Annotated in this window: 31 protein-coding genes; 25 read left to right on the plus strand and 6 right to left on the minus strand. The window is 58.2% G+C overall.

Annotated features, from left to right (window positions below):
* The first annotated feature begins 2 nt into the window (after positions 1 to 2).
* The 8 genes from HBO23_RS30500 to HBO23_RS30535 all read left to right on the plus strand — a co-directional run bounded on the left by HBO23_RS30500 (position 3) and on the right by HBO23_RS30535 (position 6,782).
* On the plus strand, positions 3 to 758 hold the full coding sequence (locus tag HBO23_RS30500) for a hypothetical protein (RefSeq protein ID WP_020300893.1): 756 nt from the start codon (positions 3 to 5) through the stop codon (positions 756 to 758).
* Between the two features lie 106 nt (positions 759 to 864).
* Positions 865 to 1,407 (plus strand): PilL N-terminal domain-containing protein, encoded by a 543-nt coding sequence (locus HBO23_RS30505; protein WP_020300894.1) that lies wholly within the window; start codon positions 865 to 867, stop codon positions 1,405 to 1,407.
* Complete coding sequence (locus HBO23_RS30510) at positions 1,404 to 2,075, plus strand: hypothetical protein (RefSeq protein WP_020300895.1); 672 nt, start codon at positions 1,404 to 1,406, stop codon at positions 2,073 to 2,075. The genes HBO23_RS30505 and HBO23_RS30510 overlap by 4 nt, the downstream gene beginning before the upstream one ends.
* Before the next feature lie 9 nt (positions 2,076 to 2,084).
* The gene (locus HBO23_RS30515) at positions 2,085 to 2,804 is read left to right on the plus strand and encodes a TIGR03759 family integrating conjugative element protein (protein WP_032903628.1); all 720 of its coding nucleotides are present in this window, start codon (positions 2,085 to 2,087) and stop codon (positions 2,802 to 2,804) included.
* Entirely contained in the window at positions 2,786 to 3,334 is a 549-nt protein-coding gene (locus tag HBO23_RS30520; RefSeq protein ID WP_020300897.1) for a hypothetical protein, read from the plus strand. The genes HBO23_RS30515 and HBO23_RS30520 overlap by 19 nt, the downstream gene beginning before the upstream one ends.
* Positions 3,331 to 3,846: an integrating conjugative element protein gene (locus HBO23_RS30525; RefSeq protein WP_020300898.1), complete on the plus strand. Its 516-nt coding sequence runs from the start codon at positions 3,331 to 3,333 to the stop codon at positions 3,844 to 3,846. The genes HBO23_RS30520 and HBO23_RS30525 overlap by 4 nt, the downstream gene beginning before the upstream one ends.
* Positions 3,847 to 3,854: 8 nt before the next feature.
* Positions 3,855 to 5,960, plus strand: a complete 2,106-nt coding sequence (traD, locus tag HBO23_RS30530) for a type IV conjugative transfer system coupling protein TraD (RefSeq protein WP_020300899.1) — start codon at positions 3,855 to 3,857, stop codon at positions 5,958 to 5,960.
* A 90-nt stretch (positions 5,961 to 6,050) separates the two neighbouring features.
* Positions 6,051 to 6,782, plus strand: a complete 732-nt coding sequence (locus HBO23_RS30535; RefSeq protein ID WP_032903626.1) for a TIGR03747 family integrating conjugative element membrane protein — start codon at positions 6,051 to 6,053, stop codon at positions 6,780 to 6,782.
* Between the two features lie 20 nt (positions 6,783 to 6,802).
* Here HBO23_RS30535 and HBO23_RS30540 read toward each other — a convergent pair whose 3' ends face one another.
* The gene (locus HBO23_RS30540; RefSeq protein WP_020300901.1) at positions 6,803 to 7,384 is read right to left on the minus strand and encodes a hypothetical protein; all 582 of its coding nucleotides are present in this window, start codon (positions 7,382 to 7,384) and stop codon (positions 6,803 to 6,805) included.
* A gap of 299 nt (positions 7,385 to 7,683) precedes the next feature.
* Between HBO23_RS30540 and HBO23_RS30545 the strand changes: the two genes are divergently transcribed.
* From HBO23_RS30545 to HBO23_RS30585, 9 genes are read left to right on the plus strand one after another with little or no spacing between them, the layout of a single operon-like run.
* Positions 7,684 to 8,019 (plus strand): RAQPRD family integrative conjugative element protein, encoded by a 336-nt coding sequence (locus HBO23_RS30545; RefSeq protein WP_020300902.1) that lies wholly within the window; start codon positions 7,684 to 7,686, stop codon positions 8,017 to 8,019.
* Positions 8,016 to 8,255 carry a TIGR03758 family integrating conjugative element protein gene (locus HBO23_RS30550; protein WP_020300903.1) on the plus strand — a complete coding sequence of 80 codons (240 nt, stop codon included), beginning with the start codon at positions 8,016 to 8,018 and terminating at the stop codon, positions 8,253 to 8,255. The genes HBO23_RS30545 and HBO23_RS30550 overlap by 4 nt, the downstream gene beginning before the upstream one ends.
* Before the next feature lie 17 nt (positions 8,256 to 8,272).
* Positions 8,273 to 8,644, plus strand: a complete 372-nt coding sequence (locus HBO23_RS30555; RefSeq protein WP_020300904.1) for a TIGR03745 family integrating conjugative element membrane protein — start codon at positions 8,273 to 8,275, stop codon at positions 8,642 to 8,644.
* 7 nt (positions 8,645 to 8,651) lie between these two features.
* Complete coding sequence (locus HBO23_RS30560; RefSeq protein WP_020300905.1) at positions 8,652 to 9,065, plus strand: TIGR03750 family conjugal transfer protein; 414 nt, start codon at positions 8,652 to 8,654, stop codon at positions 9,063 to 9,065.
* Positions 9,062 to 9,703 (plus strand): PFL_4703 family integrating conjugative element protein, encoded by a 642-nt coding sequence (locus HBO23_RS30565; protein WP_020300906.1) that lies wholly within the window; start codon positions 9,062 to 9,064, stop codon positions 9,701 to 9,703. Before HBO23_RS30560 ends, HBO23_RS30565 begins: the two co-directional genes overlap by 4 nt.
* On the plus strand, positions 9,700 to 10,512 hold the full coding sequence (locus HBO23_RS30570; protein ID WP_020300907.1) for a TIGR03749 family integrating conjugative element protein: 813 nt from the start codon (positions 9,700 to 9,702) through the stop codon (positions 10,510 to 10,512). Before HBO23_RS30565 ends, HBO23_RS30570 begins: the two co-directional genes overlap by 4 nt.
* Complete coding sequence (locus tag HBO23_RS30575) at positions 10,502 to 12,022, plus strand: TIGR03752 family integrating conjugative element protein (protein ID WP_020300908.1); 1,521 nt, start codon at positions 10,502 to 10,504, stop codon at positions 12,020 to 12,022. Before HBO23_RS30570 ends, HBO23_RS30575 begins: the two co-directional genes overlap by 11 nt.
* Entirely contained in the window at positions 11,985 to 12,401 is a 417-nt protein-coding gene (locus HBO23_RS30580) for a TIGR03751 family conjugal transfer lipoprotein (protein ID WP_032903625.1), read from the plus strand. Before HBO23_RS30575 ends, HBO23_RS30580 begins: the two co-directional genes overlap by 38 nt.
* Positions 12,401 to 15,154, plus strand: coding sequence for a conjugative transfer ATPase (locus HBO23_RS30585; protein WP_032903624.1), 2,754 nt, complete (start codon positions 12,401 to 12,403; stop codon positions 15,152 to 15,154). The genes HBO23_RS30580 and HBO23_RS30585 overlap by 1 nt, the downstream gene beginning before the upstream one ends.
* Positions 15,155 to 15,191: 37 nt before the next feature.
* Here HBO23_RS30585 and HBO23_RS30590 read toward each other — a convergent pair whose 3' ends face one another.
* The 3 genes from HBO23_RS30590 to HBO23_RS30600 form a co-directional block, all read right to left on the minus strand.
* On the minus strand, positions 15,192 to 15,926 hold the full coding sequence (locus tag HBO23_RS30590; protein WP_020300911.1) for a zeta toxin family protein: 735 nt from the start codon (positions 15,924 to 15,926) through the stop codon (positions 15,192 to 15,194).
* Positions 15,923 to 16,171 (minus strand): hypothetical protein, encoded by a 249-nt coding sequence (locus HBO23_RS30595; protein ID WP_020300912.1) that lies wholly within the window; start codon positions 16,169 to 16,171, stop codon positions 15,923 to 15,925. Before HBO23_RS30595 ends, HBO23_RS30590 begins: the two co-directional genes overlap by 4 nt.
* A gap of 365 nt (positions 16,172 to 16,536) precedes the next feature.
* Positions 16,537 to 16,794 carry a LasR-specific antiactivator QslA gene (locus HBO23_RS30600; protein WP_076964374.1) on the minus strand — a complete coding sequence of 86 codons (258 nt, stop codon included), beginning with the start codon at positions 16,792 to 16,794 and terminating at the stop codon, positions 16,537 to 16,539.
* 169 nt (positions 16,795 to 16,963) lie between these two features.
* On the opposite strand from HBO23_RS30600, the gene HBO23_RS30605 reads away from it, so the two are divergent.
* The 5 genes from HBO23_RS30605 to HBO23_RS30625 all read left to right on the plus strand — a co-directional run bounded on the left by HBO23_RS30605 (position 16,964) and on the right by HBO23_RS30625 (position 21,523).
* Positions 16,964 to 17,218: a helix-turn-helix transcriptional regulator gene (locus HBO23_RS30605; protein WP_020300913.1), complete on the plus strand. Its 255-nt coding sequence runs from the start codon at positions 16,964 to 16,966 to the stop codon at positions 17,216 to 17,218.
* Positions 17,219 to 17,323: 105 nt separating this feature from the next.
* Entirely contained in the window at positions 17,324 to 18,280 is a 957-nt protein-coding gene (locus tag HBO23_RS30610) for a TIGR03756 family integrating conjugative element protein (protein ID WP_032903622.1), read from the plus strand.
* A complete protein-coding gene (locus HBO23_RS30615) occupies positions 18,277 to 19,659 on the plus strand; it encodes an integrating conjugative element protein (RefSeq protein ID WP_032903621.1) in 1,383 nt (460 codons plus the stop codon). The genes HBO23_RS30610 and HBO23_RS30615 overlap by 4 nt, the downstream gene beginning before the upstream one ends.
* A gap of 3 nt (positions 19,660 to 19,662) precedes the next feature.
* Positions 19,663 to 19,971 carry a hypothetical protein gene (locus HBO23_RS30620; RefSeq protein WP_020300917.1) on the plus strand — a complete coding sequence of 103 codons (309 nt, stop codon included), beginning with the start codon at positions 19,663 to 19,665 and terminating at the stop codon, positions 19,969 to 19,971.
* 10 nt (positions 19,972 to 19,981) lie between these two features.
* A complete protein-coding gene (locus HBO23_RS30625) occupies positions 19,982 to 21,523 on the plus strand; it encodes a conjugal transfer protein TraG N-terminal domain-containing protein (RefSeq protein WP_020300918.1) in 1,542 nt (513 codons plus the stop codon).
* On the opposite strand, the gene HBO23_RS30630 is transcribed toward HBO23_RS30625, so the two are convergent.
* A complete protein-coding gene (locus HBO23_RS30630) occupies positions 21,512 to 21,910 on the minus strand; it encodes a DUF3742 family protein (RefSeq protein ID WP_020300919.1) in 399 nt (132 codons plus the stop codon). The genes HBO23_RS30625 and HBO23_RS30630 overlap by 12 nt on opposite strands.
* Positions 21,911 to 22,366: 456 nt before the next feature.
* On the opposite strand from HBO23_RS30630, the gene HBO23_RS30635 reads away from it, so the two are divergent.
* Both HBO23_RS30635 and HBO23_RS30640 read left to right on the plus strand, forming a co-directional pair.
* A complete protein-coding gene (locus HBO23_RS30635; protein WP_016978896.1) occupies positions 22,367 to 22,696 on the plus strand; it encodes a hypothetical protein in 330 nt (109 codons plus the stop codon).
* 131 nt (positions 22,697 to 22,827) lie between these two features.
* Positions 22,828 to 23,787 carry a zincin-like metallopeptidase domain-containing protein gene (locus tag HBO23_RS30640; RefSeq protein WP_032903620.1) on the plus strand — a complete coding sequence of 320 codons (960 nt, stop codon included), beginning with the start codon at positions 22,828 to 22,830 and terminating at the stop codon, positions 23,785 to 23,787.
* A 130-nt stretch (positions 23,788 to 23,917) separates the two neighbouring features.
* Here HBO23_RS30640 and HBO23_RS30645 read toward each other — a convergent pair whose 3' ends face one another.
* Positions 23,918 to 24,112, minus strand: coding sequence for a hypothetical protein (locus HBO23_RS30645; protein WP_020300924.1), 195 nt, complete (start codon positions 24,110 to 24,112; stop codon positions 23,918 to 23,920).
* A 222-nt stretch (positions 24,113 to 24,334) separates the two neighbouring features.
* On the opposite strand from HBO23_RS30645, the gene mobH reads away from it, so the two are divergent.
* Complete coding sequence (gene mobH, locus HBO23_RS30650) at positions 24,335 to 26,065, plus strand: MobH family relaxase (RefSeq protein WP_020300925.1); 1,731 nt, start codon at positions 24,335 to 24,337, stop codon at positions 26,063 to 26,065.
* The last annotated feature ends 330 nt before the right edge of the window (positions 26,066 to 26,395 follow it).

Consider the following 26,395-nt stretch of genomic DNA (forward strand, 5'->3'; position numbering starts at 1 on the left):
TCATGAACCCCGCACACCAAGCCCCAGCTCTGCTGATGGCCTCAACCCCATTTGCTCGCGGCTACGACAACCTTCATATCGAACGGCTGCTACTGATCACCTACGAAAACGACTGCCCTCCCTGCGTTCGACCAGTGCACGACTCACAAGCACATCTGCCCGACAATGAGCTGCAACTGTTCACCTGCCTGTTCAATGACGATTTCGCCTTGATCAGCGAAGGCCAATCCATTCCGGATGAATTGGATGAATTAGATGAACGCTGCCAGTCCACCGGGTTGGTGCGCCAAGTGATCTACGCCGTGATGGGCGACATGCTCAACGAGCGGCATCACCTCGGCGATCTGTACTCCCTGGAAGAAGCCCAAGCCATGGTCCATCGCTTGAGCTTCGAAACGGGGCACTACAGTCGAGCCTGGGAGATCAGTACCGCACACCTTCCTGAAGAAGCGATGTTCTATCTGGAAGGATGGGCAAGTAACTCCGCTCCGAGGCAAACCGGCCTTTTGTTCGAGCTTTTCGAGTTGCCGGATTGCTGCGGCATCAGTTGCAAGCTGATTGGCACGCCATGGACGGACGAAAACTTGCTGAACATTGAGGGCAAACGTTATTCAAGCTTGAGACAAGAGCAACTCGACGCAGGCACACCGGAAGTCCTAGTCAACGTACTGTACCTGGCGGCATTGGCGGATGCGAGATTGTTGATCTTCGACCCCGACGCTGCCGTCTTGAATGGGCTCGCTATTTTTGATGAATAGCAACGCGTTCAGCGTTAACACGACCCGCCTTGAATCAACTTTCTCACTGAGTTGCTCCTTCACCTCATGTCAGGTTTTGCACTGAATCTGTCATGAGGTTTTTTCCATGGAGCGTTTTTTCACGCCTGTCTGCCTGCTGGGTTTGTTGAGCGCCTGCACCGCGCAAATCCCCAATACATTGCCAACCCATCCAGAGATCGACAGTGGCTCCAATCGGGCCCAGCTTTCGAGGGACACAGCGGAAGGAAACCATCCGACAGAACTCCGCTATGGCCGCTATACGCTGGTCAGCACCGAGCCCACCACGGAACAACGCTATCTTCTCGCTCAAATCATTGAAGTGAACATCCCGTCCAGCCTAAACCCCTCAGTGCAGGATGCGTTGCAGTACGTATTGCAGCGCTCGGGCTATTCGCTCTGCCCCGTTACTGCGTCGGTGAAGTTGCTGTTTACCCGGCCTCTGCCTGCAGCCCATTACCGGCTTGGTCCAATCCCTTTGCGCCGCGCGCTACAAGTGCTGGCTGGCCCCGCCTGGCAACTCACGACCGATGAAGTCAGCCGTTCGGTCTGCTTCGAACAGCAGAAAACGGATGCCGGTGTCGCGCTGATTACACCCGTCTTGCCCCATCAATCGGAGGCGCGGTCATGAAAGCCTCAACGTTTCAAACCCTCATCATCGGGCTCCTTTGCCTGGCGGTCGCCGGGCTGAGCGGTGGTTTGTATAACCAGTATCAACGCATGGCAAAACTGCAGAGCACGGACACGCAATACCGACAAACTTTGGACACCCTGCAACATGATTCAAGCGCCCTCAAGGATGCACAAGAGAAGCTGCAGTACGCGCTGAAAGACCTGAAGCAGATGGTCGATACTAGTGAGCAACAGGCCAATACCCTCGATCCGATGCTGGATCAGTGGGCGCAAGAAATACAGGAGCTGCGCGATGGTCTGGCAGCCCGCGCCACCGTGGCAGAACTGACAGCGCTGCGCGCACACCTTGAACAGGTCGAGCAGCAGTTCCAGGAGCACAAGACCCAGCCATCACCCCCACCGCCGTCGCCTTCCGCGACTAAACCGAAAAAGACCGCTCGCCCCAAGCCCGTCCCGCTCTCGCCACCGTTCTCGGTGTTGGGGGTCGAATCCCGTGGTGGTGAGCGCTTCTTGGCAGTCGCACCTCATGACAGTCGCTCTCTCATAGATGTTCGGCTGCTGCATAGCGGCGAGCAGCTCGGAGCCTGGTACCTGAAAGTGCTGGAGCCGAACTCAGCCATCTTCGCGGTGGCCGCTCAGCCAGACCAGACCGTGCACCTCCCTTGAGAAGCGATCATGAACAGAGCGCTACTGCCCACCGTCGTCTGTCTCGCTTCGCTACTGGCCATGGACGCTGCGATGGGCAACCCCGTCACGACACAGTCACAGACCCAGGACACGCAGTCTGCTCCGCTGGGGCGCTCTGACTCTGAACAGGCAGCGAGCTGGGGCCTGACGGGGCAGGAGTGGACGCGCTTCGAACAGATCCAATCCGGCCCACGCGGTTTCTGGAGCCCGAACCTCGATCCGTTGACCGCGCTCGGGGTTGAGGCCCAGACCGACCAAGAGCGCCAGCGCTATGCCGAATTACAGGTAGCGCTGGAAGCCAAACGCGCCGAGCGCGAGTTGGCCTACCAAAACGCTTACGCCGCGGCCTGGACCAAGCTGTTTCCCGGGCTGCTACCGATCCAGGGCATGGCATCCCCGCCCCCTATCAGCTCAGCGGCCGCGCCGCGCCAGGCTCTATTTGTGGAGGACCACTGCTCAGCGTGTACCGCCGAAGCCCAGCGTCTGCAAAGCAGCGACACGGCGTTCGATATCTACCTGGTGGGCAGCCAAGGCGAGGATGAACGCGTCCGTAGCTGGGCTCGGCAAGCGGGCATCGATCCCGTCAAGGTTCAACGCCGGCAGATCACCCTGAACCATGACCGTGGTCGCTGGTTCAGCCTGGGTGCCCCGGGGCCAATGCCTGCCACATTTCAACAGGTGAATGGACAATGGCAACGCCTCGACTGAGTGGTCTTGCGCTGGTGCTGACGGTGCTCGCCGTCCAGGCCGACCAACTTCCGCCTCCGGCCTATCAATTGGCGGCGCATGACGCCGACATCCCTTCTATGGTGCTATTCGCAATTGCCCTGCAGGAGAGTGGTATCCACGTCCGTGGTCGATTGCTGCCCTGGCCCTGGACCCTGAACATCGCCGGAATACCCTACCGCTTCGCCACTCGCCAGGCCGCCTGTCACGCCTTACTTCAGGCGCTCGCGCGACATGACGCCAAGCGGGTCGATGTCGGTCTTGGACAAACCAACCTGGGTTACCACGGGCAACGTTATTCCAGCCCCTGCGAAGCCCTTGACCCTTACCGAAATCTCGCCGTGACCGCCGCGCTGTTGCAGGAGCATCACGCCACCACCGGTGATTGGGTATCAGCTGCCGGCCGATATCACCGCCCGGCAGGAGGAACGCCGGCCGCGCGTTACCGCGCCGGCTTTTCCCGGCAACTCGAACGGTTGCTGGTTTCTTTCAAACAGGGCACACCACCATGAAGCGAATCCCCATCGCCTGTTATTTCATCCTGCTTTTGGTATCTTTCGCCCAGCCGGAACTGACCGTAGCCGGGGATCAGCCTAGCGACTTCACCCGACACCATTTTCAAGTTGCCAGGCCGCTAATAAACAACAAGATCCAGCCTGATCGGGCCATGCATGCGGACCTGTCCACGTTTGCCGATGAAGCCTGGATACTGCCCATCCGTAGCCCCCACTTGAGCCCCGGCCAGATCACGTATCGCGCCCTGAACATGCCGGGCTTGCGGCCATTTTTTCTGGTCGGTGACGATCCCCTGTCGCTGACTTGGCTGCGTCAGCGCGCTGCTGAACTGCAGGAAATGGGCGCGGCTGGCCTCGCCGTCGAAGTAGCCGACACTGAAGCCCTGGCCCGAATTCGCGCAGCCGCTCCAGACATCACCATCCTGCCGGTCAACGGCAACGACATCGCCACCCGCCTGCAGATTTTGCACTACCCCGTCTTGATCACCGCCACCTCATTGGGACAGTGAGTCAGGTCATGGCCGAGCATGCGATGGAGTCCAAGCTCCGGCCAGCGGTCGAGTTGTACACCGTAACAATCTGCATCGCCGCCGCGGTGTTGTGCGTGTACTCGCCCTGGGCCGTGGCCCTGTCACCCGAGATCGGGCAGGTTGCGGCGCTGGCCTATACCCTGTTCGGCCTGATCCGCCTGCGACAAGCCTGGGAGGTGTTGCGCTATCGGCGCAATATCCGCCGGCTGCCCCGCTACGAGCTGACCAGCCGGCAGATTCCGGTCAGTCGTAAGCGTTTGTTCATGGGTCGCGGCTTTCGCTGGACCCGCCTGCACACCCAGCGCTTGGTCGAGGCCCAGGATCCGGCGGTCGCCCATTATGTCGACCAACCGACCCACTACCGGCTGGCCCGTGAACTCGAACGGCGCCTGGAGCATGCACCGTTTCCGCTCTCGATACTGGCCCGTGTCACCGCCTGGGACAGTGCCTTCAATCCGTTGCGCCCTTTACCCCCAGTCGGTGGCTCGCCTCTGTTGCATGGGGTCGAGCCCAACGAAACGGAAGTCAGTCTGCCGCTGGGCGAACGGGTCGGACACACCCTGGTGCTGGGCACTACCCGTGTCGGCAAGACGCGACTCGCCGAGGTGTACATCACCCAGGACATTCACCGCGTCGAACATGAGGTGGTCATCGTCTTCGATCCGAAGGGCGATGCCGACCTGCTCAAACGCATGTACGTCGAAGCCAAACGGGCCGGTCGGGAAAAGGAATTCTATGTTTTCCATCTAGGCTGGCCAGAGATCTCCGCGCGTTACAACGCGGTGGGACGTTTCGGGCGCATCTCGGAGGTAGCATCGCGCATCGCTGGGCAACTCAGTGGCGAAGGCAACTCCGCAGCCTTTCGCGAGTTCGCCTGGCGCTTTGTCAACATCATTGCCCGGGCTTTGATCGAGTTGGGCCGGCGCCCAGACTACCTGCAGATCCAGCGACATGTGGTCAATATAGACGCGCTGTTCATCGAATACGCTCAGCAGTTTTTCGCCAAGACCGATCCGAAAGCCTGGGAAGTGATCGTCCAACTGGAAGGCAAACTCACTGAGAAGAACATTCCCCGGCATATGGTGGGACGCGAAAAGCGTGTGGTGGCCATCGAACAGTACCTGGCGGTGAAACGGGTATTCGATCCGGTGCTGGATGGACTGCGCTCGGCAGTACGTTACGACCGCACCTACTTCGACAAAATCGTTGCTTCGCTGCTGCCGCTGCTGGAGAAACTCACCACCGGCAAGACCGCCCAACTGCTGGCCCCCAACTACACCGACCTAGATGACCCGCGACCAATCTTCGACTGGATGCAGATCATTCGCAAACGCGGCATCGTTTACGTCGGCCTGGATGCGCTGACCGACGCCGAAGTCGCAGCCGCTGTGGGCAACTCCATGTTCGCTGATTTGGTCTCGGTCGCGGGCCACATCTACAAACATGGCATTGACCACGGCCTGCCCCCATCAGGCAGCAGCAGTGACAAGCTGCCGATAAACCTGCACGCTGATGAGTTCAACGAATTGATGGGCGATGAGTTCATCCCCCTGATCAACAAGGGTGGCGGCGCCGGTATCCAGGTAACCGCCTACACCCAGACCCTCAGCGATATCGAAGCACGTATCGGCAACCGCGCCAAAGCTGGCCAGGTGATTGGCAACTTCAACACCCTGCAGATGCTCCGCGTGCGCGAAACCGCCACCGCTGAACTGCTCACCCAGCAGTTACCCAAGGTTAACGTGCTGACCAAGACCCTGATGTCGGGTGCGACGGACACATCCGATCCGGACGCCAACACGGACTTCACCTCGTCCTCCCAGGACCGTGTCAGCAGCACCAGTGTGCCGCTGATCGAGCCTGCTCATATCGTCAGTTTGCCCAAGGGGCAAATGTTCTCCTTCCAGGCCGGTGGGCAGCTCTGGAAAGTCCGCATGCCGTTGCCAAAACCCTCCAACGTCGACGCCATGCCCAAGGACCTACAGGAACTCACTCAACGGATGCGGGCGGCCTATAACGCGCAGGCGGGGCAATGGTGGAGCGCAAGCGGTGGCGGCCCAACTACCAACTTCGATCTGGATCAGGTGGGGTAGCCCTACCCCACAACAGGTTTCGATTCAGCAGAAAACGATCCAGGAGACGTATTGCCCACATCAACTCTGCAGCGCGCAATGGGGTGAACTATGGCGACTTCCACCCAGAACACGCCGCCACAACCGATCCAGCGTCCGGGATTGATCATCTCGACGATCAGCCTAGTCCTGCGCATCATCGGTTTGCTGATTGCCTCGTTGCTGTTCTCGATCCTCATCGAGTTCGCCGGGCTGCTACTGTTCTGGGGTGATCAGGGCTGGCGGCATAGTCAGGCTATGCTAACCAGTGAGTTGGGCTGGCTCAGCGAGCACTTCAAAGCTTCACTTCTCATCCAACAGCCTGGGAAAACAATTGTCCAGTGGCTGGAGCTCCTCAATCAGTGGCTGCTGGTCAAGACTGGCTTTGAGGATTTTGCCCGGCAGGCGCGGGTTTCGGGCCAGGGCAATGGCTTCTGGAGCTGGGCGAATCAGCTCTACGTGAGCATTGAGGATTTCGTACTGGCGGCGGTGTATGTGACCTTTACCTTCGTAGTGCGCCTAACCATCTTGGCTCTGGCCACACCGCTATTTTTGTTGGCCTCGTTCACCGGTTTTGTCGATGGTTTGATGCGCCGCGACCTGCGCAAGTTTGGAGCCGGGCGAGAAAGCAGTTTTGTCTATCACCGAGCTAAACGAGCAGTGATACCCCTGCTGCTCGTACCCTGGATCATGTATCTGTCCCTGCCCTTTTCGCTCAATCCTATGGCCGTCTTTTTGCCTTGCGCGATGATGCTCGGAATAACGACAGCCATCACCGCGGCGACGTTTAAAAAATACATTTAATAAAATGTAACGCTGACGTGTTAAACCATTCCGGTGAATTTAGCCAAAATCGCGACGACATAACCGCCAATAATAGACAAACCAACAATACCCAACGGCCGCTGCCACCAATCACCGCTAGGGGACGGCGGCATAGACTGCTGATAAAAATTGATCTGCCCGATCTGATTTGCGTTGACTTGGGTGGCTGCTCCATTTTGCATCGAGTTGCGCCACTGAGCTTCCTCAAGACGTTCGAATTGAACCTGAACACGCCTCTTGAGTTGGCTAGCGGAAAGGAGAATTTGCTTTCCAATAATCATCACACCCAGCAAACCGAAAAACAGCAAATTTCCATAGCTGAGCGGGTTTTCCTGGCTGAGGGTAGGCGCGTGCTCCCATACAAAACCGATGTAGGGTGATGTGACCTGGTAAACATCGGCTACTAAATTTTGCACAACCCCTCCCAAATGCCCAAAAAATTTTGTGCTCGCGAGAGTCTCTGCTTGATGGTGCAGAAAAATCAACGATGAAACCAAATAAAATAGCCCCCCGAAGACCATCAAGGAGAAGCCCACGGCCTGTCGAATACGGTACCGCCGAATTGCTTGTTGGATGTTCACTCTCTGCTATCACTCTTCGTTAACTGATTTCGTCCGCGCTTATCTGCGCCCCGCTAACAATGCTGTTAGCGGAATCAAAAGTTAACGGCTACTAATCGTTTTTCATGAGTAACCAATGCTGTACTTGCGGTCCAATCGTGTCATTTTTCCGCGTTTCGTAGCTCTCGATACGGTGTTCGAACTCGCTCCACGATCAGAGACTGTATCGAAATAAAATGACGCAGCGTGTTTCGTGTTTCTTACTGCTGAGTCCTGGACGTTAGTTGAATGCTGGCCCCATCTCCAAATGGGCTATCCACATGCCGACTACATTTTTCCGAATCTGCCTACTGCTCATATTGATGACGTTCCATAGCGGCGGCTATGCCGCATCTGCTCATGAGCGCGAGCAGCTCAGCCTAGTTCAGCAGCAGGTCGACACTATTGAGCGCCTTGCGGCGCAAGCTAAGGTAGCCAGGACCTCCGAACCAAACGAACGCTATCGCTTCGACTATCCCCGCCTGTCTCAGGACATCCAACGCATTCGCCAAGGAATGCAGAACTATCTGTCGCCCTCCCGTGCTCAACCTCACGACGCTGGTGAGCTGGTCGGCGATTACCGCCTCGACATCCCGTCCGTGGAACCGTCGCCATGAGCATGACCGACGCTCAGACCGCAGCGTTCCAAAACGCCTCCGGTTTCTCGGCACAGAGCAGTTCGACACTCTGGTTGTCCCTGGTTCTCGTCCTGGCTTTGCTCTGGTGCACCTGGGTGATGTGGACGGCTTACCGGGGCTGGGCCACCGGCAGTGTGCGCTTCGGCGCGTTTGGCGGCAGCGCCGCACGTGTTTTGCTCGCCCTACTAGTCCTGATGTTCTTCACGCTGTCCTAATCCAGGAGATCACTGCCATGCTCAAGTGCTTTACCCCTCTAAAAAACAACCTGCGTGATCGTGCCAGCCAGCGCTTGATCGGCCTGCTGTTGGTGCTCGGCCCAAGCCTGGCTTTTGCCGAGCTTCCCACCATGGAGGCTCCTTCGCGTGGTGAAGGTTCCGGGTTGATCGAGACGATCAAAAACTACGCCTATGACGGCGGCATCCTGCTCGGTTTGTTGATCGCCCTGCTCGCTTTTCTCGGGGTGGCTTGGCATTCCCTAACTGTCTATGCCGACGTGCAGAACCAGCGCAAGACCTGGAAGGACCTCGGCGCGGTGGTCGGCATCGGCGCCCTGTTGGTGGTGATCATCATCTGGTTCCTGACCAAGGCCGCCGCGATTCTGTGAGGTCGACATGAACGACACTATCGAACGCCTTGCCGACGGCACCTTGGTCTTTCTGCCGGAGCGACTCAACCGCGATCCTGCCGTACTGCGCGGTTTGACCAATGATGAGATGTGGGTAGCTCTCGGCACTGGCGCCGCCATTGGCCTGCTGCTGGGCGTTCCTCTAGGGATCGTCACCTCGTCTATTGCCGTTGCGCCGACCAGCATGATCGCAAGCATGGCGCTGGTGTTATTTGCCGGTGGTACGCTTTTGCGTCGGGCCAAACGGGCTCGCCCCGAGACCTGGTTGTACCGCAAGCTCGAATGGATACTCGCCAGCCGTTGGCGCCTGGGGCGCGGAAGTTTGATTCTCCACTCCGGCGCCTGGACGATTCGCCGTTCGCGTCGACTGCGCCCTGCCCTGTTCCGGTGGCAACCATGAATCGTTTTCGGAACAAGGTGGATGCCCAACACGCCCACATCTTCAGCCTGCGTCTGGCGGTAGTGATTCTGGCCCTGGTCTGTGCCGGACTTTGGTATGGCTGGCGCTCGGCACCGACCGATCTGACGGTGCATGTCCCCCCGGATCTGCGCTCGGGCAGCACTCGCAAGTGGTGGGATGTCCCCCCAGAGAATGTCTATGCCTTTGCCCTGTACATCTTTGGCCAACTCAACCGCTGGCCTTCGGATGGCGAGCAGGATTATCGCCGCGCCATCTATGGCTTGCAGTCCTACCTGACACCCGCCTGCAAGGCCTTCCTCGACGGTGATTATGAGTACCGCAAGGCCGCCGGCGAGCTGCGCCAGCGGGTGCGTGGCGTCTACGAAATTCTGGGCCGAGGCTACAGCGAAGATCCGGAACTCAGGGTCAAGCAACTCGACCGCGACAGCTGGCTGGTCAAGCTCGATCTCAATGCCGATGAATATTACGCCGCCGAACCGGTGAAACGGGTGGTGGTGCGGTATCCATTGCGCGTGGTGCGTTTTGATCTGGACCCCGAACGCAATAAGTGGGGGCTGGCACTGGATTGTTATCAGGGCACTCCGCAAAAAATCTCCCTGCCTGGAGGTGAGCCATGAAGCGGATTTCTACCCTGGGACTCACCGTTGCACTGATGCTATGGGGAGCTGTAGCGCAGGCCGTCGAGCTGATGCACTGGGAACGCCTCCCCCTCGCGGTCCCGCTGGTGATCAATCAGGAACGAGTGGTCTTTATCGATGAGGCTGTTCGCGTCGGTGTGCCCTCAACCCTGACCGGCAAGCTGCGTGTGCAATCAACCGGCGGCACGCTGTACCTGCGAGCGTCGGAAGCCATTGCACCGACCCGACTGCAGCTGCAATCGGTCACGACGGGCGAGATCATCCTCCTGGATATCGCGGCCACTCCCGGCGATCAACCGCTGGAGCCCGTACGTATTCTCAAGAATGCTCAGGGGCAAGCTACCGAGGCTGAATCTAGCACCGTCCCTGTTCCAGAACGCACACCGATCCCGGTCGCTTTGACGCGCTACGCCGCGCAAAGCCTGTACGCGCCGCTGCGCACCGTGGAGTCCCTGCCCGGTGTACGCCGCGTCCCGCTCAAGCTGCGTACCGAACTGCCGACCCTGCTGCCGACCGAAAACGTGTCCAGCACACCCATCGCCGTCTGGCGACTCGGTGATTACTGGGTGACGGCGGTGAAATTGCGCAATCGTGGTTCAGAGACGGTGCAACTCGATCCACGTCGACTTCAGGCCAAGCTGTTCGCCGCGGCCTTCCAGCATGCTTTCCTCGGGCCTGTCGGCAGCGCTGAAGACACCACGATCGCCTACCTTGTCACCCGCGGTGCCGGCCTCGAGCAAGCCGTGCTGCTACCGCCCGTTGCGCGAGGTGCTGACGATGAAAGCTAACGCCTTGCTCAAATGGCTGGTACCGGCTGCGCTGCTGGGCGTGGTACTGATCATCCTGAAAACCTGGGTCCCGGGTGGCAGCACACCTTCTCCAGAGCACCCAGTTGATCAGGGCAATATTCAATTATCCGCCGAGCAAGCCAAGTCGCTCGGCATTGCGGGCGATACCCCACGCGACACGGTCGCCACCCTGGTCGGCCAGGTGAAGGCCATGCGCAGCGACATGCTCGGTTTGAAGAAACACAATGACTCACTGCAGACGGAAAACAACCGCCTACGCGAGCGGGAAAACAGTGTCGATTCGCGTATCCAGACCGCGCTTGGCAGTGTGACCCAGCAGGTCGACGAAGGCCGCCGCCAAGCCAACGAGGCCCGACTCAAAGCGGAACAAGACAGTCGTCAGGCTCGCGGCCTGCTCACGCAATTGCAGGATCAGTTGTCGGGGCTGACCGGCAAAGGCAAGGATATGCCAATCGGATTGGGGCTCGAGCCTGGCGACGGTGCTCAGTTTGACGGACAGCATCCTGCCAATGATGCGCTGCAGTGGATTGAACCCTCGGATGCTTCGGGCACCGACACCCGAGGCAAAACCAAGACCTCCTCCCTCGCATTGAGTCTGCCTACCGCCTTCAACTCACTGGAAGGCTTGAAAGACAATCCTATTGATCGCAGCCAGAAACAGCTACGTGCAGTCACCAAGGGTGAGCGTGACCTGACGCGATCCGTTGACCGAACCGAAGGGGCGAAGCCGGTCTACACCATCCCCGAAAACGCGACATTGATGGGCTCAGTCGCCATGACCGCGCTGATCGGCCGCGTCCCGGTGGACGGCACTGTGAATGATCCCTATCCCTTCAAAGTGCTGGTCGGCCCTGAGAACCTGACCGCCAACGGCATCGACCTGCCAGACGTCGCGGGTGCCGTAATGAGCGGCACCGCGTCCGGTGACTGGACCCTGTCTTGCGTACGTGGACAGGTCGAGTCAATCACCTTTGTGTTTACCGATGGCACCATCCGCACGGTACCTCAGCCGAAAGCAGTAGCCAGCCGCACTGCCTCCACCACCCAGAGCTCAAACACCGACAAGATCCGCGGCGGACTCGGTTACCTGTCCGATCCGTATGGCATTCCTTGCATCGCTGGCGAGCGCCGCTCGAACGCTCAGCAATACCTCGGCAGCCAGAGCCTGATCACTGCCGCCGGCGCCGGTGTCGCCGCCCTGCTCGGGGATGAGCGGAACAACAGCAGCGTAATCAGTTCAGGCGGCAGTACCCTCGGGGTCACCAGTAGCAGTGGCAACAGCGCGCTGAATTCAATTCTCAGCGGCGGGGTCAGCGACATCCGCGAGTGGGTCAACAAGCTGTATGGCGAAGCCTTTGCTGCCGTGTACGTGCCACCGGCAGCACAAGTCGCGCTGCACCTCGACCATGAGATCACCATCGACTACGAGCCCAAGGGCCGGAGCGTTCGCCATGAAAAAGACCATGCCTCCCTGCCTGACCTGGATTAGCGTGTTCTGCTGGGTCCTGGCGGGGTGCTCCACCGACAAGGAGACGCTTCTGCCCCATGGAGAGCAAACCATGCTGGACATCTGGAACGGCGCCGGTTCGCAAGGCACTCAGCAGCAACTGCTGGATGCTCGGCAGCAGTTACGCCGCCCGTTGGCTCAAGCAGATTTCTCCTTTTCTCTCCAGGAACCGTACACTCGCACAGCGGCGAACGAGATCCGCAACCTGTTCCCTCGCTTGCCCAATCCCGATCTGGTGCTATACGTGTATCCGCATCTGAGTGGTACCGAGCAGGCACCGATCCCAGGTTACTCGACCGTCTTTCCGTTCTACCAACGTGTGCAGTACGCATTACCTGGTGAACGTCAGGAAGACCTGTAGTGCGTAGCGGCGATTCGGGCAATCGCACTCCCACGTGGAAAGGCTGGCGCAATCCATTGCGCCCTCGCGCGACCTTGGCCGATGAGGCCGCACTCTATGCGCACAACCCCAGCTTCACCGATTACCTGCCTTGGGTCGAATACCTCGACACTCAGCAGTGTTTTCTACTGGATGACAATCGCTCGGTGGGTGCGGTGTTCGAGTTGCTGCCCATCGGCACCGAAGGGCGCGAACCCGATTGGCTGATGGCGGTCCGCGACGCCCTCGAAGACGCCCTGCAAGATAGCTTTGACGAGCTGGATCAAGCGCCTTGGGTGGCGCAGTTTTTCTGTCAAGACGACAACGACTTCACACCCTACCTGACCCAGCTCACCGATTATATTCAGAACAGCGCGCGAGGTACGGTCTTCACCGAGGCGTATTTGCAGCTCAGCCGCCGTCATCTGAAGGCCATCGCCAAGCCCGGTGGTCTGTTTGAGGATCAGGTGGTGACGCGCCTGCCCTGGCGCGGCAATAACCGACGGGTGCGTCTGGTGGTCTATCGCTGGCTTGAATCTGACGCTGAGGAGACGGGACTCACCCCGGTGCAATCCCTGCAACAGGCTTGCGAACGTATCCGTGCTTCGTTGCAGGCGTGCGGGGTGCACTCAACGCGAGTCGATGGCCGAGGTCTGTATGCCTGGTTATTGCCCTGGTTCAATCCGGCCCCCAGGCTCACTGATGAAGCGCCCGAAAATTTCTACCGCCGCGTGGCCTATCCGGAGTCGGGTGACGGTGAGTCGCTGGATCTGCCCTTCGATCATGACTTTGCCGAGCGGCTGTTCTTCAACGAACCGCGTTCGGATGTGCAGCACGGACTCTGGTTTTTCGACGATCAACCCCACCGGGTGATAGTGGTGGACAAACTGCGGCGGGCACCATCGATTGGTCAACTCACCGGCGAAACCCGCAAGGGTGACGCGGTGAATGCGCTGTTCGACCAGTTACCCGAAGGTACGGTGACGAGTCTGACCTTAATGGTCAAACCACAGGATGTACTCGAGGATCAGTTGAACCGCCTAGCTCGCAAAGCCATCGGTGAAAACCTGGCCTCGACCCAGACTCGTCAGGATGTCGAAGAGGCTCGCGCGATCATCGGCCGCCAGCACAAGCTGTACCGAGGAACCCTGGCGTTCTACGTACGCGGTCACGATGAACAGCAATTGCACCAGCGCTCGGTCAGCCTGGCCAACGCGCTGTTGGGCGCGGGGCTGCAACCGGTAAGTGAAGGCGATGAGGTCGCCGCCTGCAACAGCTACCTGCGTTGGTTACCGATGGCTTACAACCCGGCCCGCGACACGCGTAACTGGTACACCCGCCTGATGTTCGCCCAGCACCTAGCGAACCTGGTTCCGGTCTGGGGCCGCAGCACCGGCACCGGCCACCCGGGCATCACCCTGTTCAACCGCGGCGGCTCGCCATTGAGCTTCGACCCATTGTCACGCCTGGATCGGGCCATGAACGGTCATCTGCTGTTGTTCGGCCCCACCGGTGCCGGGAAGTCGGCGACCTTGGTCACCCTACTGATGCAGGTCATGGCCGTGTACCGCCCTCGCCTGTTTATCGTAGAGGCCGGCAACTCATTCGGCTTGCAGGGAGACTACTTCGCGACACAGGGCCTGTCGGTCAACAAGGTCCAATTGAAACCTGGCGCCTCGGTCTGTCTCGCCCCGTTCGCCGATGCTTGGCGCCTGGTCGAGCAGCCGGATCAGGTGGCGAGTCTGTCGATCGATGAGCTGGACGATGAGGTGGTAACCAGTCACGAAGACCAGCGCGATGTTCTCGGCGAACTGGAAATCACTGCCCGCCTGATGATCACCGGCGGCGAGGCCAAAGAAGAGGCGCGCATGAGTCGAGCCGATCGCAGCTTGATCCGCGAGTGCATTCTCGATGCGGCGCAGACCTGCGTCGCGGCGGGTCGCCAGGTACTGACCCGCGACGTACGCGACGCCTTGCTGGGCATCGCCGCCGACCCGCACTTGCCGGAGAAACGTCGCGAGCGTGCCCAGGAAATGGGCGAGTCCATCGACCTATTTTGCCAGGGTTTCGAGGGTGAACTGTTCGATCGCGAAGGCACGCCTTGGCCCGAGAGCGATGTGACCATTGTCGACCTTGCCACTTACGCGCGCGAAGGCTACGAGGCACAGATGTCCATCAGCTACATCAGCTTGATGAACACCGTGAACAACCTCGCCGAGCGCGACCAGTACCTGGGCCGACCGATCATCATGGTCACCGACGAGGGTCATATCATCACCAAGAACCCGTTGCTGGCGCCGTTCGTGGTCAAGGGGACGAAGATGTGGCGCAAGCTCGGCGCTTGGTTCTGGCTGGCGACGCAGAACCTTGCTGATTTTCCCACGGCTGCGCAGACCATGCTCAACATGATCGAATGGTGGATTTGTTTGAATATGCCGCCCGCGGAAATCGAAGAAATCGCACGGTTCAAGAAGCTTTCACCTGCGCAGAAAGCCCTGTTGCTCTCCGCCAGCAAAGAGCCGGGGAAATACACCGAGGGAGTGGTGCTGTCGAAAAAGCTCGAGACGCTGTTTCGAGCCGTGCCACCCAGTCTTTACCTCGCTTTGGCCATGACAGAGCCCGAGGAAAAAGCCGAACGCTGGACACTGATGCAGGAGAATGGCTGTTCGGAGTTGGAAGCGGCTTACCGGGTAGCTGAACGGATCGATAGCGCACGAGGAATAGAGCCCATATAAGGGAGGTGTGGCGCTCCCAGCTTGGCCAATCCGGCAGCTAGCCGTTGGACACCTTTTCAACGTAGGCATCCATGAACCAGTCAGGGACCTCATCAACCTTGAACTCAAGGTCCGTCCCATCCGTAACTTCGGCCAGCAGCACCAGATCGGCACCGGAGTTATCGAAGATGTAGGCCCGGTCCGAAGCAGCAATAGCCACAGGCAGCAGGCTCAGGCAACGGCCGTAGCGCTGTACAATTTTTTCTGTGGGAACTGGGTGCCCACCTGCCGCGACACGGTTCCTGACCCTGTTGATATTGATGTCAGGGTCTTCAGTTGCCACAAAGTACAGGTAGGTTCGGTATCCAGACTCTCTTGCCTTGAGCATAAAAGCGATTTTGTCGTCGCTAGACATCACCGTTTCGAAGGTGAAAGACAGCTGGTCTTCGAGGAGCTTGTTCCGGATGAAGTCAGAGAGCACGGAGGCAAAATAGGAGTTCATCGCGACCGTCTGGAAATTCAGGCCGTTGCTGCTAAAGCCTATGTTGGTCGCCTCCTCATCGAGCCGGGCAGACCTGACCAGCCGATGCTCCCTAATGAAACCGAGGACCTCATCACCCTCAACTTCCAGTTGAAAATCACTGAACTCCAGACGACCGCTGTCTTTGGCAGCCTTCTCGATTTCATCCGGGTTAATGTAGATACCGATCAGGTGGGAAGGGATGGCACTCTTCATCGTGCTCTTGCCGGAGCCGTTGGGTCCAGCAAAGACCCTCAACCGAGGGACAGTCATGAGCAACGGCGCACCTTAATGACGCCACCCAGAGTCACTTTGTGCTTGGGCTTGGCCACCCGAATGACTTTGTGCTTACCGTCAGCAGTCGTTTCAACAAGCATGCCGTTCATGACTTCCATCACACTGCGGCCGGCAGCCAGGGCGTTGATATAGGCGGTATTGATGGCGCCTTCAGCCATGACCGGGATCTTATCCTCCAGTCGGCTCACCAGATCGTCACTCAACACTCGTTTGGCTTTCATATCGCGCTCCACGTTCTCAGAGCGTGCAGAATCTGCACTTAATCAGAATCTTAGCTACGTAAACCTGTTTGTAACAGGGCGAAAGCTACTTCTGTCAGCCTTCATTCTAGAGGAATGGCGTCTGGAACCATACCTTTCAAGAGATTTTCACGTTCGATGCATGACCGGTGGCATTTGAAGCAAGTGCCGCCCTTGGTGCAGCGCCCAAATAAGGGAAGCACAATCCCCCACCGAGTTGTTCAGCCGGTGGAAAAAACGCGCCAGCGAAGCGGCAATCGTTCTTAAACTGCATGGTCTGTGTCGATGCAGCCAGGTTGAGTGCAAACGGGCGATCAAGACGATGCAATCGCCCATAAGCAACAGGGTTACTGTGACACGCTCCGAAGCCGTTGCTGAATTCTCAACAGAAAACCGGCTTCGAAGGCATCTTGGCAGTCACCGACAGGAAAGGTCTTGCGCGTTTGCGCCAGTTCCCACCACAAAGGAATATCGGTCGTTGCCTCAAGCCAAGCCTGGGCACATTGCACACCACGCTCGATCATCGGCGAAAATTCGCTGCCCCAAGGTGTCAGAAGACTTGGGCAACCATCCGCCGCAGGAATTGAAATGTAGTTTTGGTCCATACACACCCTAAATTTCTGATTTATTGTTAGATGCTGGGCGCAGCTTCGAAAAGCGTAACGACACCAAATGAACGCTCGATACCAGGCATGAACACCAAATGGCCTAGTTGAATGCCAATGTAGACTATATCCCGTGGATTGAGAGTCCCTCAAGGCGCAATTTGCGCGCATGACTCAAGACTACGAACAACTTCGTCTGCAACTGGCGGAGAACATCCGCTGGATGCGGCGCGTAAAGAACCTTACCCAGGAGCAGCTGGCGCTCATGGCCGAGGTGGATCGCACCTACGTCAGCCAAATCGAACGATGCGCGGGCAACCCCTCGCTGTTGGTCCTGTGCAAACTCGCCAATATTTTCGAAATCACCACAGATCAACTACTTGTAGACGCCGATACCCTGCGCAGCTCCCTTCACGTCAAATAATAGACCCACGCCTCACAAATCCGATAGATCCGCCTTCATAATTCCCACTGACAGTCTTCAGTCCCTAACCGAACCTGCCCAGGCCATACACCGAGAGCCTGGATAATGCCTGTTGCCTGCTCGTCACTTCCGCCCACAAAACTAAGGCCCTTGGCGCTAAGCATTCTGCTGGCGTGCGGCCCAAGCATGGCGCTGGACACCGTCAGCATCACCTCCTCCGTGCTTTCGCCAAACTGTCTCGAATACAGGGTCGTCGGCATTTGTTTCTGGCTACTCTGCACGCCCTTCGGCTGCACAGTCAAAACCTCGACCAAGGTTCGTCATTTCATTCCTGAACTGGTCGTCTCGAGCTACGCCACCACCGGCAATAACCCCTGGACCGAGATGACCACCCTCTCCGCTCCCATCAGCGGTGCAGAAGGTGGCGGCAACCTGATCACGCCGAACGCCCGCCGCGACAACCTGCCTCGATTCAAGAACGTTGATGGCATCGGCCACCCCGGTGGCTGGGTCGCAACGCAATTGGCTTCGCAATCCGGCTATGCCTGCGCCAGCGGTGCAACTGCATTAATGCCTTACTACCTGAGTACCCTGGACTCACTGGCCTGGCGCCATGGCATCCCAGAAAGTTTCTACCCCGAATCGCTCATGCCGGGGATCCGTGAAATTGGTCGTCAGGTCTCGGGAAACATGTGGGGCAACGTTTATCCCCGGCAGGGCTTTCTGGTACAGCCCGACGATTTCAAGGCGGCCGCAGTCATGGCGCAACGCGCCGGCGATGTGATTACCCACAACTGGCAGCCGCATGTGTACTTACCACTCACGCCCGCCAAACGCGACGGCTACTGGCCGCCTGGCCCGATCGTTGAAAACGACGCTTCGACCCACAAATGGCAATTGCTCTACCCCCAGGTGCAGCCCACGTGCGCCATCTTCCCCAGCGATCCGGTACAGAGCGCGGATGGCGGCTACGCCTGGTCGCTGTGGCGTCCCTATAGCTGCTGCAAACGTGAGGGACAGACCTTCCTGTTCAGCATCGACTTCGAAGGAGGTGCTTCATGAGTCGGCTTCTCGCGCGGCCCTGGTTGGGCACGATGAGTCTGTTGCTCTGTGGACTGCTCGCCATTGCCACACATGCCTACGCCGCCGAGGGCGATTACCGTCTGGGTACTCAAGGTGAAGTACTCGACGACCGAGTGATGTACACCATTGGTGGCGGCTCGGCAGTCGGCTCACCGAGCTCGCTCTACCGACCCAGTGGTCTCGGTGTCGGCGGGTCATGGCGGGCGAACATGATGTGCGGAAACATGAGCCTCACCAACACCCTGCAAAACCAGCTGAACGGCGTCACCGAAGGTTTCCAGCAGATCATGGGCAGCATCGTGCAGAACGCGACCCAAGCCGTGATGTCGCTGCCGGCGTTGATCATCCAACGCGCCAACCCCGGCCTCTATGAGTTGTTGAGCAACGGGGTGATGCAGGGGCGTATCGACTTCGACCGCTCGAAGCTGACCTGCCAGGCCATGGCCGAGAAGATGGCGGACAAGGTCGGTCAAGCCGGCTGGGGCGCGCTGGCCAAGAACCAGGAGATGCAGGGCAATCTGGAGCAAACCGGCGGTGATGCGGTGGCCGCGGTGAAAAACACCGAGGCCCATAACGGCAACAAGGGGGTGTCCTGGGTCGGCGGCTCGAAGGCTGGCGGTGATGGGCAGACGCCCATTCGGGTGACCGCCGACGTAGTGCGCGCGGGCTACAACCTGCTGCATAACCGGTCGATGGATGACAATGCCTCGATTAGTAATAGCGATTGCCTGGGTGGGGCCATTTGCCAGACCTGGGCTTCGCCCCAGGAGGAATCCGAATGGGCCGTTCGCGTGCTGGGCGAAACTGAAGTCACGACCTGCGATACCTGCGAAACCCTGCGTGCGACCGCTGGCAGCGGACTGACGCCGCTGATCCAGGAGGCCTACAGCGAACGCCTCAAGGCCCTGCAAGGGCTGCTGTCTGGCTCACTGCCGCCTACCCCTGACAATCTGGCTAAAGCCTCCAGCCCAATGCTGCCGGTAACCCGTGGCGTGGTCGAAGCCCTGCGCGACGATCCCGACCAGGATCTGTTGGCACGGCGCCTGGCCAGTGAGACGGCCTTGTCCAGTGTGCTCGACAAAGCGTTGCTGCTACTGCGCACCCTGTTGGCGGGCAGTCACGAACCGAACATCGCCTCCGCCGAGCCGGCCCAAACCGCCTTGACGAAAAACATCGACGCTCTGGAGCGCGAAATCCGCCTGCTGCAGACCGAACTGCAGGTCCGGCAGATGCTGGCCACCAATACCGCCAGCCTAGTGCTCGATCGGCATGCCGGCGGTGCTGATGCTTCGCGCACCGTCGAGCAAGGCGACCCTGAGCCGGGCCGACTCAATGACGCTGACGCCAGGCGCAAGTGAGCCATGAAACGCTCACCGCTATTCACTTTGCTTTCGAGTCTGGGGATTGCCGCAGTGATGATCCTGACCGCCGCACTGGTCGCATGGATCGGCCACGCTGCGCTGGGCAGCTTCGAGGTCTGGCAGCAGGCATTCGAATCCGTAAGGCCCTATCTGCAGTGGTGGCGTGCCCTGCTCTACGGCGCCCTCTTCGCGCTGTGGGTGGATCTGCTTCGGCGCTACCGACATCGACCACAGGATCGACTGCGCGTGAAACGCATCGGGGCATTAGGGCTCGTGCTCTTTACCTTCGTCGAACTCACCCGACTGTGAGGTCACCACCATGCTCATGAGCACCAACAGCTACTTGGAGTTTTACCTCTCCCTGCTGGCCTGGATCATCAACAACGGACTCTGGAGCGTCCTGTCCGACACCGGACTGTTCGCCGCGCCCTTTGGCGCGATCATCCTCCAGGAATGGCTGTCAGCCCGTCAGCAAGGCGCGGATGAGGGAAACAAGGGATTGCTCTCGGTGCCACGGATCGAGAACCGGTTGTGGCTGGCCTACATCGTCGTATTGTTCGGCTGCGCGCCGGTCTTTCCGTTGAGCCTCTCGTCAATGACGTTCGATGATGCGGCAAGTCAGCGCTGCGGCGTAAATGTGGCCAAGCCAGCGGAAACCGCCTGGGGGACAACCTTCAATACCATCGGCGAACGCTCCGCCAACGTACCGATCTGGTGGTTTCTAGTGCATGCCTTGAGCAAAGGAGTAACCGCCGCAGCCACCGCCTCCATTCCCTGCGCACCGGATATTCGGCAGATGCGCATGGAGATCGACAGCTCGCGTATCAACAGCCAGGTACTGCTGCAGGAAGTCGCCGACTTCACCCGCGACTGTTATGGCTATTCCCGTTCTCGGTTGTTTACCAATCGCCCGCAACTGGACAAGGCACAAAGTCACGACGCGTCCTGGATCGGCTCAAGCTATCTTCTCGACACGCCCGGCTACTACGACACGGATCGTTCACGCACACCGCGAATCAGTTGGCCGTATGACGAAAGCCGCGATGTTTCCTTGCCGCGGCTGGAGAGTGCCGCGGGCTACCCCACTTGCAAGCAGTGGTGGAGCGACAGCGGTGTTGGCTTGCGCGAGCAGTTGATCCAGCAGGTTGATCCCTCTCTGCTGACTCAGCTGAAAAATTGGCTGACTGGCCGCTCGAGCAACGACATCGAGGATGCCACCCTGCGCGAACTGGTCAGTCCGCGCCAGCAATCGATGTCCATGTCGCCCGGACAGGTGTACCAGGACTATGGTTCCAGCGCTCGTGGCGGCTCGATCAATCAGGGGCTCAATAACCTAGCCACCAATACCGGGCTGGCCCTCGGTTCCTTCAGCAACTTCCCGGCAATGAATGCACTACGCGCCGCCTTGCCGATGGTGCAGGCGTTCCTGATCATGGGCGTCATCATCAGCTTGCCGCTGATCCTGCTGGTCAGTACCTACCAGTTGAAAACTGTCATGACCGTGACGTTCGCGCTGTTCACCTTACACATGCTGAGCTTCTGGTGGGAACTCGCTCGCTGGATCGACTCCAGCATGCTCGATACGCTGTACAACCAGGTTTCGGCTTCCAATCAAGTGCTGTTATCGCTGCCCACATCCGGCTTCATGGATGGAACCGTCACGGCACAGGTGATCGAGTATGTGATGGGGGCGATGTTCATCGTGCTACCAATGCTGTTTCTAGGGGCCATGAGCTGGGCAGGATATTCAGTCGGCAACGGGATTCAAGGCATGTTGGCGAACGGTAGCAAAGCCGCAAGTGATTCAGCGAGCAAAGGTACGGATCAAATATTGGGTGCTGCAAAACGTTCAATTAGATGACTTGCTGTCGCCTATATAATGCCCATTGTCATCGAAGTCACCGATGTAGAGATCAGCACCTAGGTAGTCTGGCCCTGGACTTTCCTCTTGATGATCGGAACCAACAAAAGCCCTGAACCATAGCAAAGTGATGACAGCCAGCATCATCACAAAAAAAGTAACCAGCCAAACACTGACAAAGAGCAATCCTCCGATCAATGCCAGTTTGGCAATCAGAAAGCTCCCGCGAACAAGTAATTTACCTGCGGGCATACCTGCCGTCACCGCACGCTCAGCCAGGCGGGACTCAAACGCTTGCAATTTGCGATAACCACGCTTTACCGACGTGCCACATGCGTACGCCCAGCTGTGGCCACGTGAATTCTGAACAGGTTGCTGAGTCGGCATGCTCTCGCACTCTTCTGAGCGTTTTCATGGTTGAGACAGGAGTAACAGCCTACTACTGAAAACTGTCCGTGCCTGACCGTTTATCAGTTTGCCCAGCCGAAAAAATCTTCACTGGAAGACAGAAGACAAGCCCCGTGAAAAAGCCTATCTACAGTGATTGACCCAGATAAATCGTCCAGCTAAATACAAGGTACGGATCGCTGTTATCGACAGCACTTTCCCAGGTAGCCAGAACCTTCAAGGCTCCGTCACTTCGATGATGGTTCTCCCCAAGTGCGATTAGCGTTCGGTGGCTCGCACGGTGACCGTTGCTACGATGATGAACGCCTACTGCTCTCCTGAGCGCCTTTCGAGCGCTGCTCGTGAGATAAGCCCTCTTGATTTTCTTCAACCCACTGCGGGGAAATCTTTCCCCGCACAGGGCAGGTTTCTTCGCGTATTCAACGGAGACATACCATGCCCGACTCACTTACACCGCAAACACTGAACACCCTTCGGTTGCCCATCGTGTTCACCCCTGGCGCGTGGCAACGCGCAGTACTGCTCGAGCAATCCGATCACGCTGAGAAGCTGCAGGTCGATCGGTTGAGCCACGTATTGCGCGCAGCCTTCGAAGCCCACCTGGCCTATCCACACAAGCCCTACGTGCTGTTCGAGGTAATCCACATTGAACCAACCGATCACTTACACCACGACCCGTTGCTGCAATTGAGTCTGAGCCTACTCCAAGAACCGGGTCAGCCTGCCGCCTTGCTGATAGCGCTTGCAGGAGAACACCAGCGCTAAGCGCAATGGGCGGCGCCCACCTCCACATTCGGGCGGCATGCAAGACCTGCATCAATCCAACCCATCACCCAACCGGGGAACCCTCCCCCGACGGGCAAGGCGTTCCTCCGTTTTCTCTCGAGGAAATTGCCATGCGCGATATCTACCAAGACGTAACTGACAAGATCGTTACCGCGTTAGACCAAGGCGTTGCTCCCTGGATCAAACCCTGGTCCTCAAGTGGCTCCGCTTACATCGGTCATCAACCCTACCCCGTCAACGCCATCACACGACGTCCGTATTCGGGCATCAATTTACCGCTGCTCTGGGCCGAGGCCAGGTTGCAGGGGTTCACTCAAGATCGTTGGCTGACCTTCAACCAAGCCAAAAAGACCGGTGGGCACATTCGTAAGGGTGAGCACAGCACTCTGGCGGTGCTCTACAAGCCGATGGAGCGCGAGGAACAGACCGAGTCAGGCCAACCCGTACTCGATGAAAACGGTCAACCCAAGGTCGCTCACTTCGGCATTCTCAGGACACATTTTCTGTTCAACATCGAGCAAACGGAGGGGCTCGAAATGCTCAATGAAACCCTGCTCGAGACGGAACAGAGTGATCCCTTCCAGCCCAACAGCGCCGCGGAAAATCTGCTATTAAGTTCAGGTGCACGCATCGTTCATCGGCCTGCCGACGAAGCCTTTTACCACCCGATCAGGGATCTCATCCAACTGCCGACAAAAGCACAATTTCACGATGAAGGCGGGTACTACGCCACGGCACTTCATGAGCTGACGCACTGGACCGGGCATCACTCTCGGTTGCAGCGCGAAGGCATGACGTCAGCCTGTCCGTTCGGCTCGCCAGGCTACGCGTTTGAGGAGTTGATCGCCGAGATGGGCGCTGCGTTTTTATGTGCCTACACCGGTATACAGGGAGAACTTAGGCACGAGGGCTACATTGACTCCTGGCTCGGCCTGCTCAAGGCTGACAAACGCGCGATCTTCCGCGCCAGTGGCCAGGCCCGAAGCGCCTCGGAGTATGTACTCAACCTGGAGCAGCAACTGAAGCAAGCGGTCTTGGATGACTCACTATGCATGAACGATGGAGCTTGATCGTTACCTCACCGCTGCAAACGCTTCACAGGGCCCAACGCGAGTTGAGCCCTTTTTTCTGTTTCCAGAAAACAGACGGCGGGCCCCTCACGCAAAGAAAAAGAGAGGGGCGCACACCCGCAGCATGCCGTTATGTATCCAGGTTCTGCGCCAGAAAATCCACCAGCTCGAGCGGACTCCGGCTGTCGATCACCTTGTAGATCAGATCGCGTTTACTGCGCGGTAACTTCTTGACCACGCTCTTCGCCGAGGCCCTGACGGCTTCGTCGGTCCCATGGATACGTGCCGCGAGCAGCAGCACGAGCGTGGCGTCAGTAAGGTTCATGGCAAGACCCAAAAAATAGGCACCGCAGTGTACCGACTCTTTTCTTTTCCGTACTAGCCCCCAAAAAAATGATGCCTAGCAGTATCCATATTCCGATTGCCTCACAAAGGGACACGAGCCAAAAGGACGGGTAAGGGTTGGAAGGGAATGGGCACTCAAGGGTAAGAGCGCTATCCGAAAAGGCTAAAAGGCCAATGACCCAGCCACTTCCCGGAGATCACGATGCTCAGCCTGTTTCGCCGCAAAAGGCAGAAGCCCCCTCCGCCACCGACCGTCAACGTCGCCGAAGGTTACCTGCCCATCGAGTCGGCTCACAGTTTGTTAGCCGCGGAACACCGCCGCCAGTTGCTCGACCGCATCTGGCAGTACACCGCCCTCTCCCACGCGCAGTTCACCCAGCTCTATATAAATCCGATCCATCGCTACGCCGAACAGGTCCAGCAACTGCCTGCCAGCGAGACGCACCACCATGCTTACCTTGGCGGCATGCTCGACCATGGACTGGAACTGGTCGCTTGCAGTTTGAAACTGCGTCAGTCGTATCTGCTGCCAACCGGCGCTGCGCCCGAAGACCAAGCCGCCCAGACCGATGCCTGGTCGGCGGGTATTGCTTATGGTGCCCTTCTGCATGACATCGGCAAGATCGCCGTGGACCTGCTAGTCGAACGCCAGGATGGCCGTGTTTGGCATCCTTGGCAGGGTCCCCTGGATCAGCCCTACCGCTTTCGCTACCTCAAAGGTCGCGATTATCACCTGCACGGCGCCGCCGCAGGCTTGCTCTACACCCAGATTCTCAACCGACCGATCCTCGATTGGCTGAGTGGCTTTCCGCCGCTGTGGGCGAGTCTGCTGTATGTCCTAGCCGGCCAGTATGAACGCGCCGGCGTGCTGGGCGAGTTGGTGATTCAAGCCGACCGGGTCTCCACCGCACAGAACATCGGTGGCAACCCAAGCAAGGCGTTGCAAGCGCCGATTCATACGCTGCAACATCACTTGATCAGCGGACTGCGTCATCTCGTTCAGCACGAGCTGAAACTCAACCAGCCAGGGGCCGCGGGATGGCTGACCCAGGACTCCCTGTGGTTGGTTAGTAAGGCAGTCACGGACAAACTCCGAGCTTATTTGCTTTCACAAGCGATAGAAGGCATTCCGTCGTCCAACATTGCTGTGTTCGACGAACTGCAATCGCATGGATTGGTTGAGTCCACGCCGGAAGGCAAAGCCATCTGGACTGCGCTTGTCACGCAGGGAAACTGGCAGCAGAGCTTTACCTTTCTGCGCCTTCAACCGGCGTTGATTTGGGCGAACGAAGACCGACCTGAAGCTTTCAGCGGAACGGTAAGCTTCGCAGTCGATGACCACTCAACTGACGCTCCGGCATCGCCACTAGCACCCAAGGTTGTCAGTAGAGGATCAGATCAAAGCCCATCACAGCCAGATCCCGTAGCCACGGAAGATGCCGACTACTTAGGAGCGTTGCTGGATATGTTCGAAATGGCAGAACCCGAGGCACGTGATGCACCGTCAGCAAACGCTCTCGAAATCTCAAATCCTCCTTCGAATAACCCTGGCCAGGCATTCTTGAATTGGGTCAAGGAAAGCATCCTGAGCCACAAACTGGTCATCAATGACAGCAAGGCCAAAATCCACACGGTGAGTGGCAGCGTATTTCTGGTCACGCCTGGTCTCTTCCAACGCTATGCGCAGGAGTTCCCTGGTATCTCTCAGGGTGCCAATCAAGAGACTGAAGAATGGCGTTGGGTGCAGAAGCAATTCGAAAAATTGAAGGTCCACAGGAAGCGTGACGACGGTCTAAATATCTGGGCTTGTCAGGTCGAAGGTCCCCGTAAGAAGGCAAAACTCAAAGGCTATTTGCTAGAAGAACCAGCACTATTGTTCAAAGCTGCGGCCGTACCTACCGATAATCCCTTTCTTAAGCTCGAAAAAGCTTAAATCTCCGTAGCATCCCATTGGGTGCTCGACATGCACAATCAACTCGGGGCAGCGCTCATTACTGAACCGTTCCGTTGCCGCTCTCCAGGAGCTCATAGAGTTCGATGGTTGATTGGCTTAGTCTCAAAGTTTTTTGGGGCGCCCTGCTTGACGATAATATCATCATGACACCTATACTCGTGCAGCATCATCGGGCCTCGAGGACGTGAGCTTGATCGACCGAAGTGTCAATCGACGATCGTTGTCGTTCGCCGCGCAGCGACTATGTGGCTGCTGGTTTTCAGGCTTTTTTTGTAGGGCATGATGCGATATGCGTTAAAGAGCAAATCA

It is taken from the genome of Pseudomonas sp. WS 5532 (assembly GCF_012985445.1).
GTDB classification, from domain to species: Bacteria; Pseudomonadota; Gammaproteobacteria; order Pseudomonadales; family Pseudomonadaceae; genus Aquipseudomonas; species Aquipseudomonas edaphica.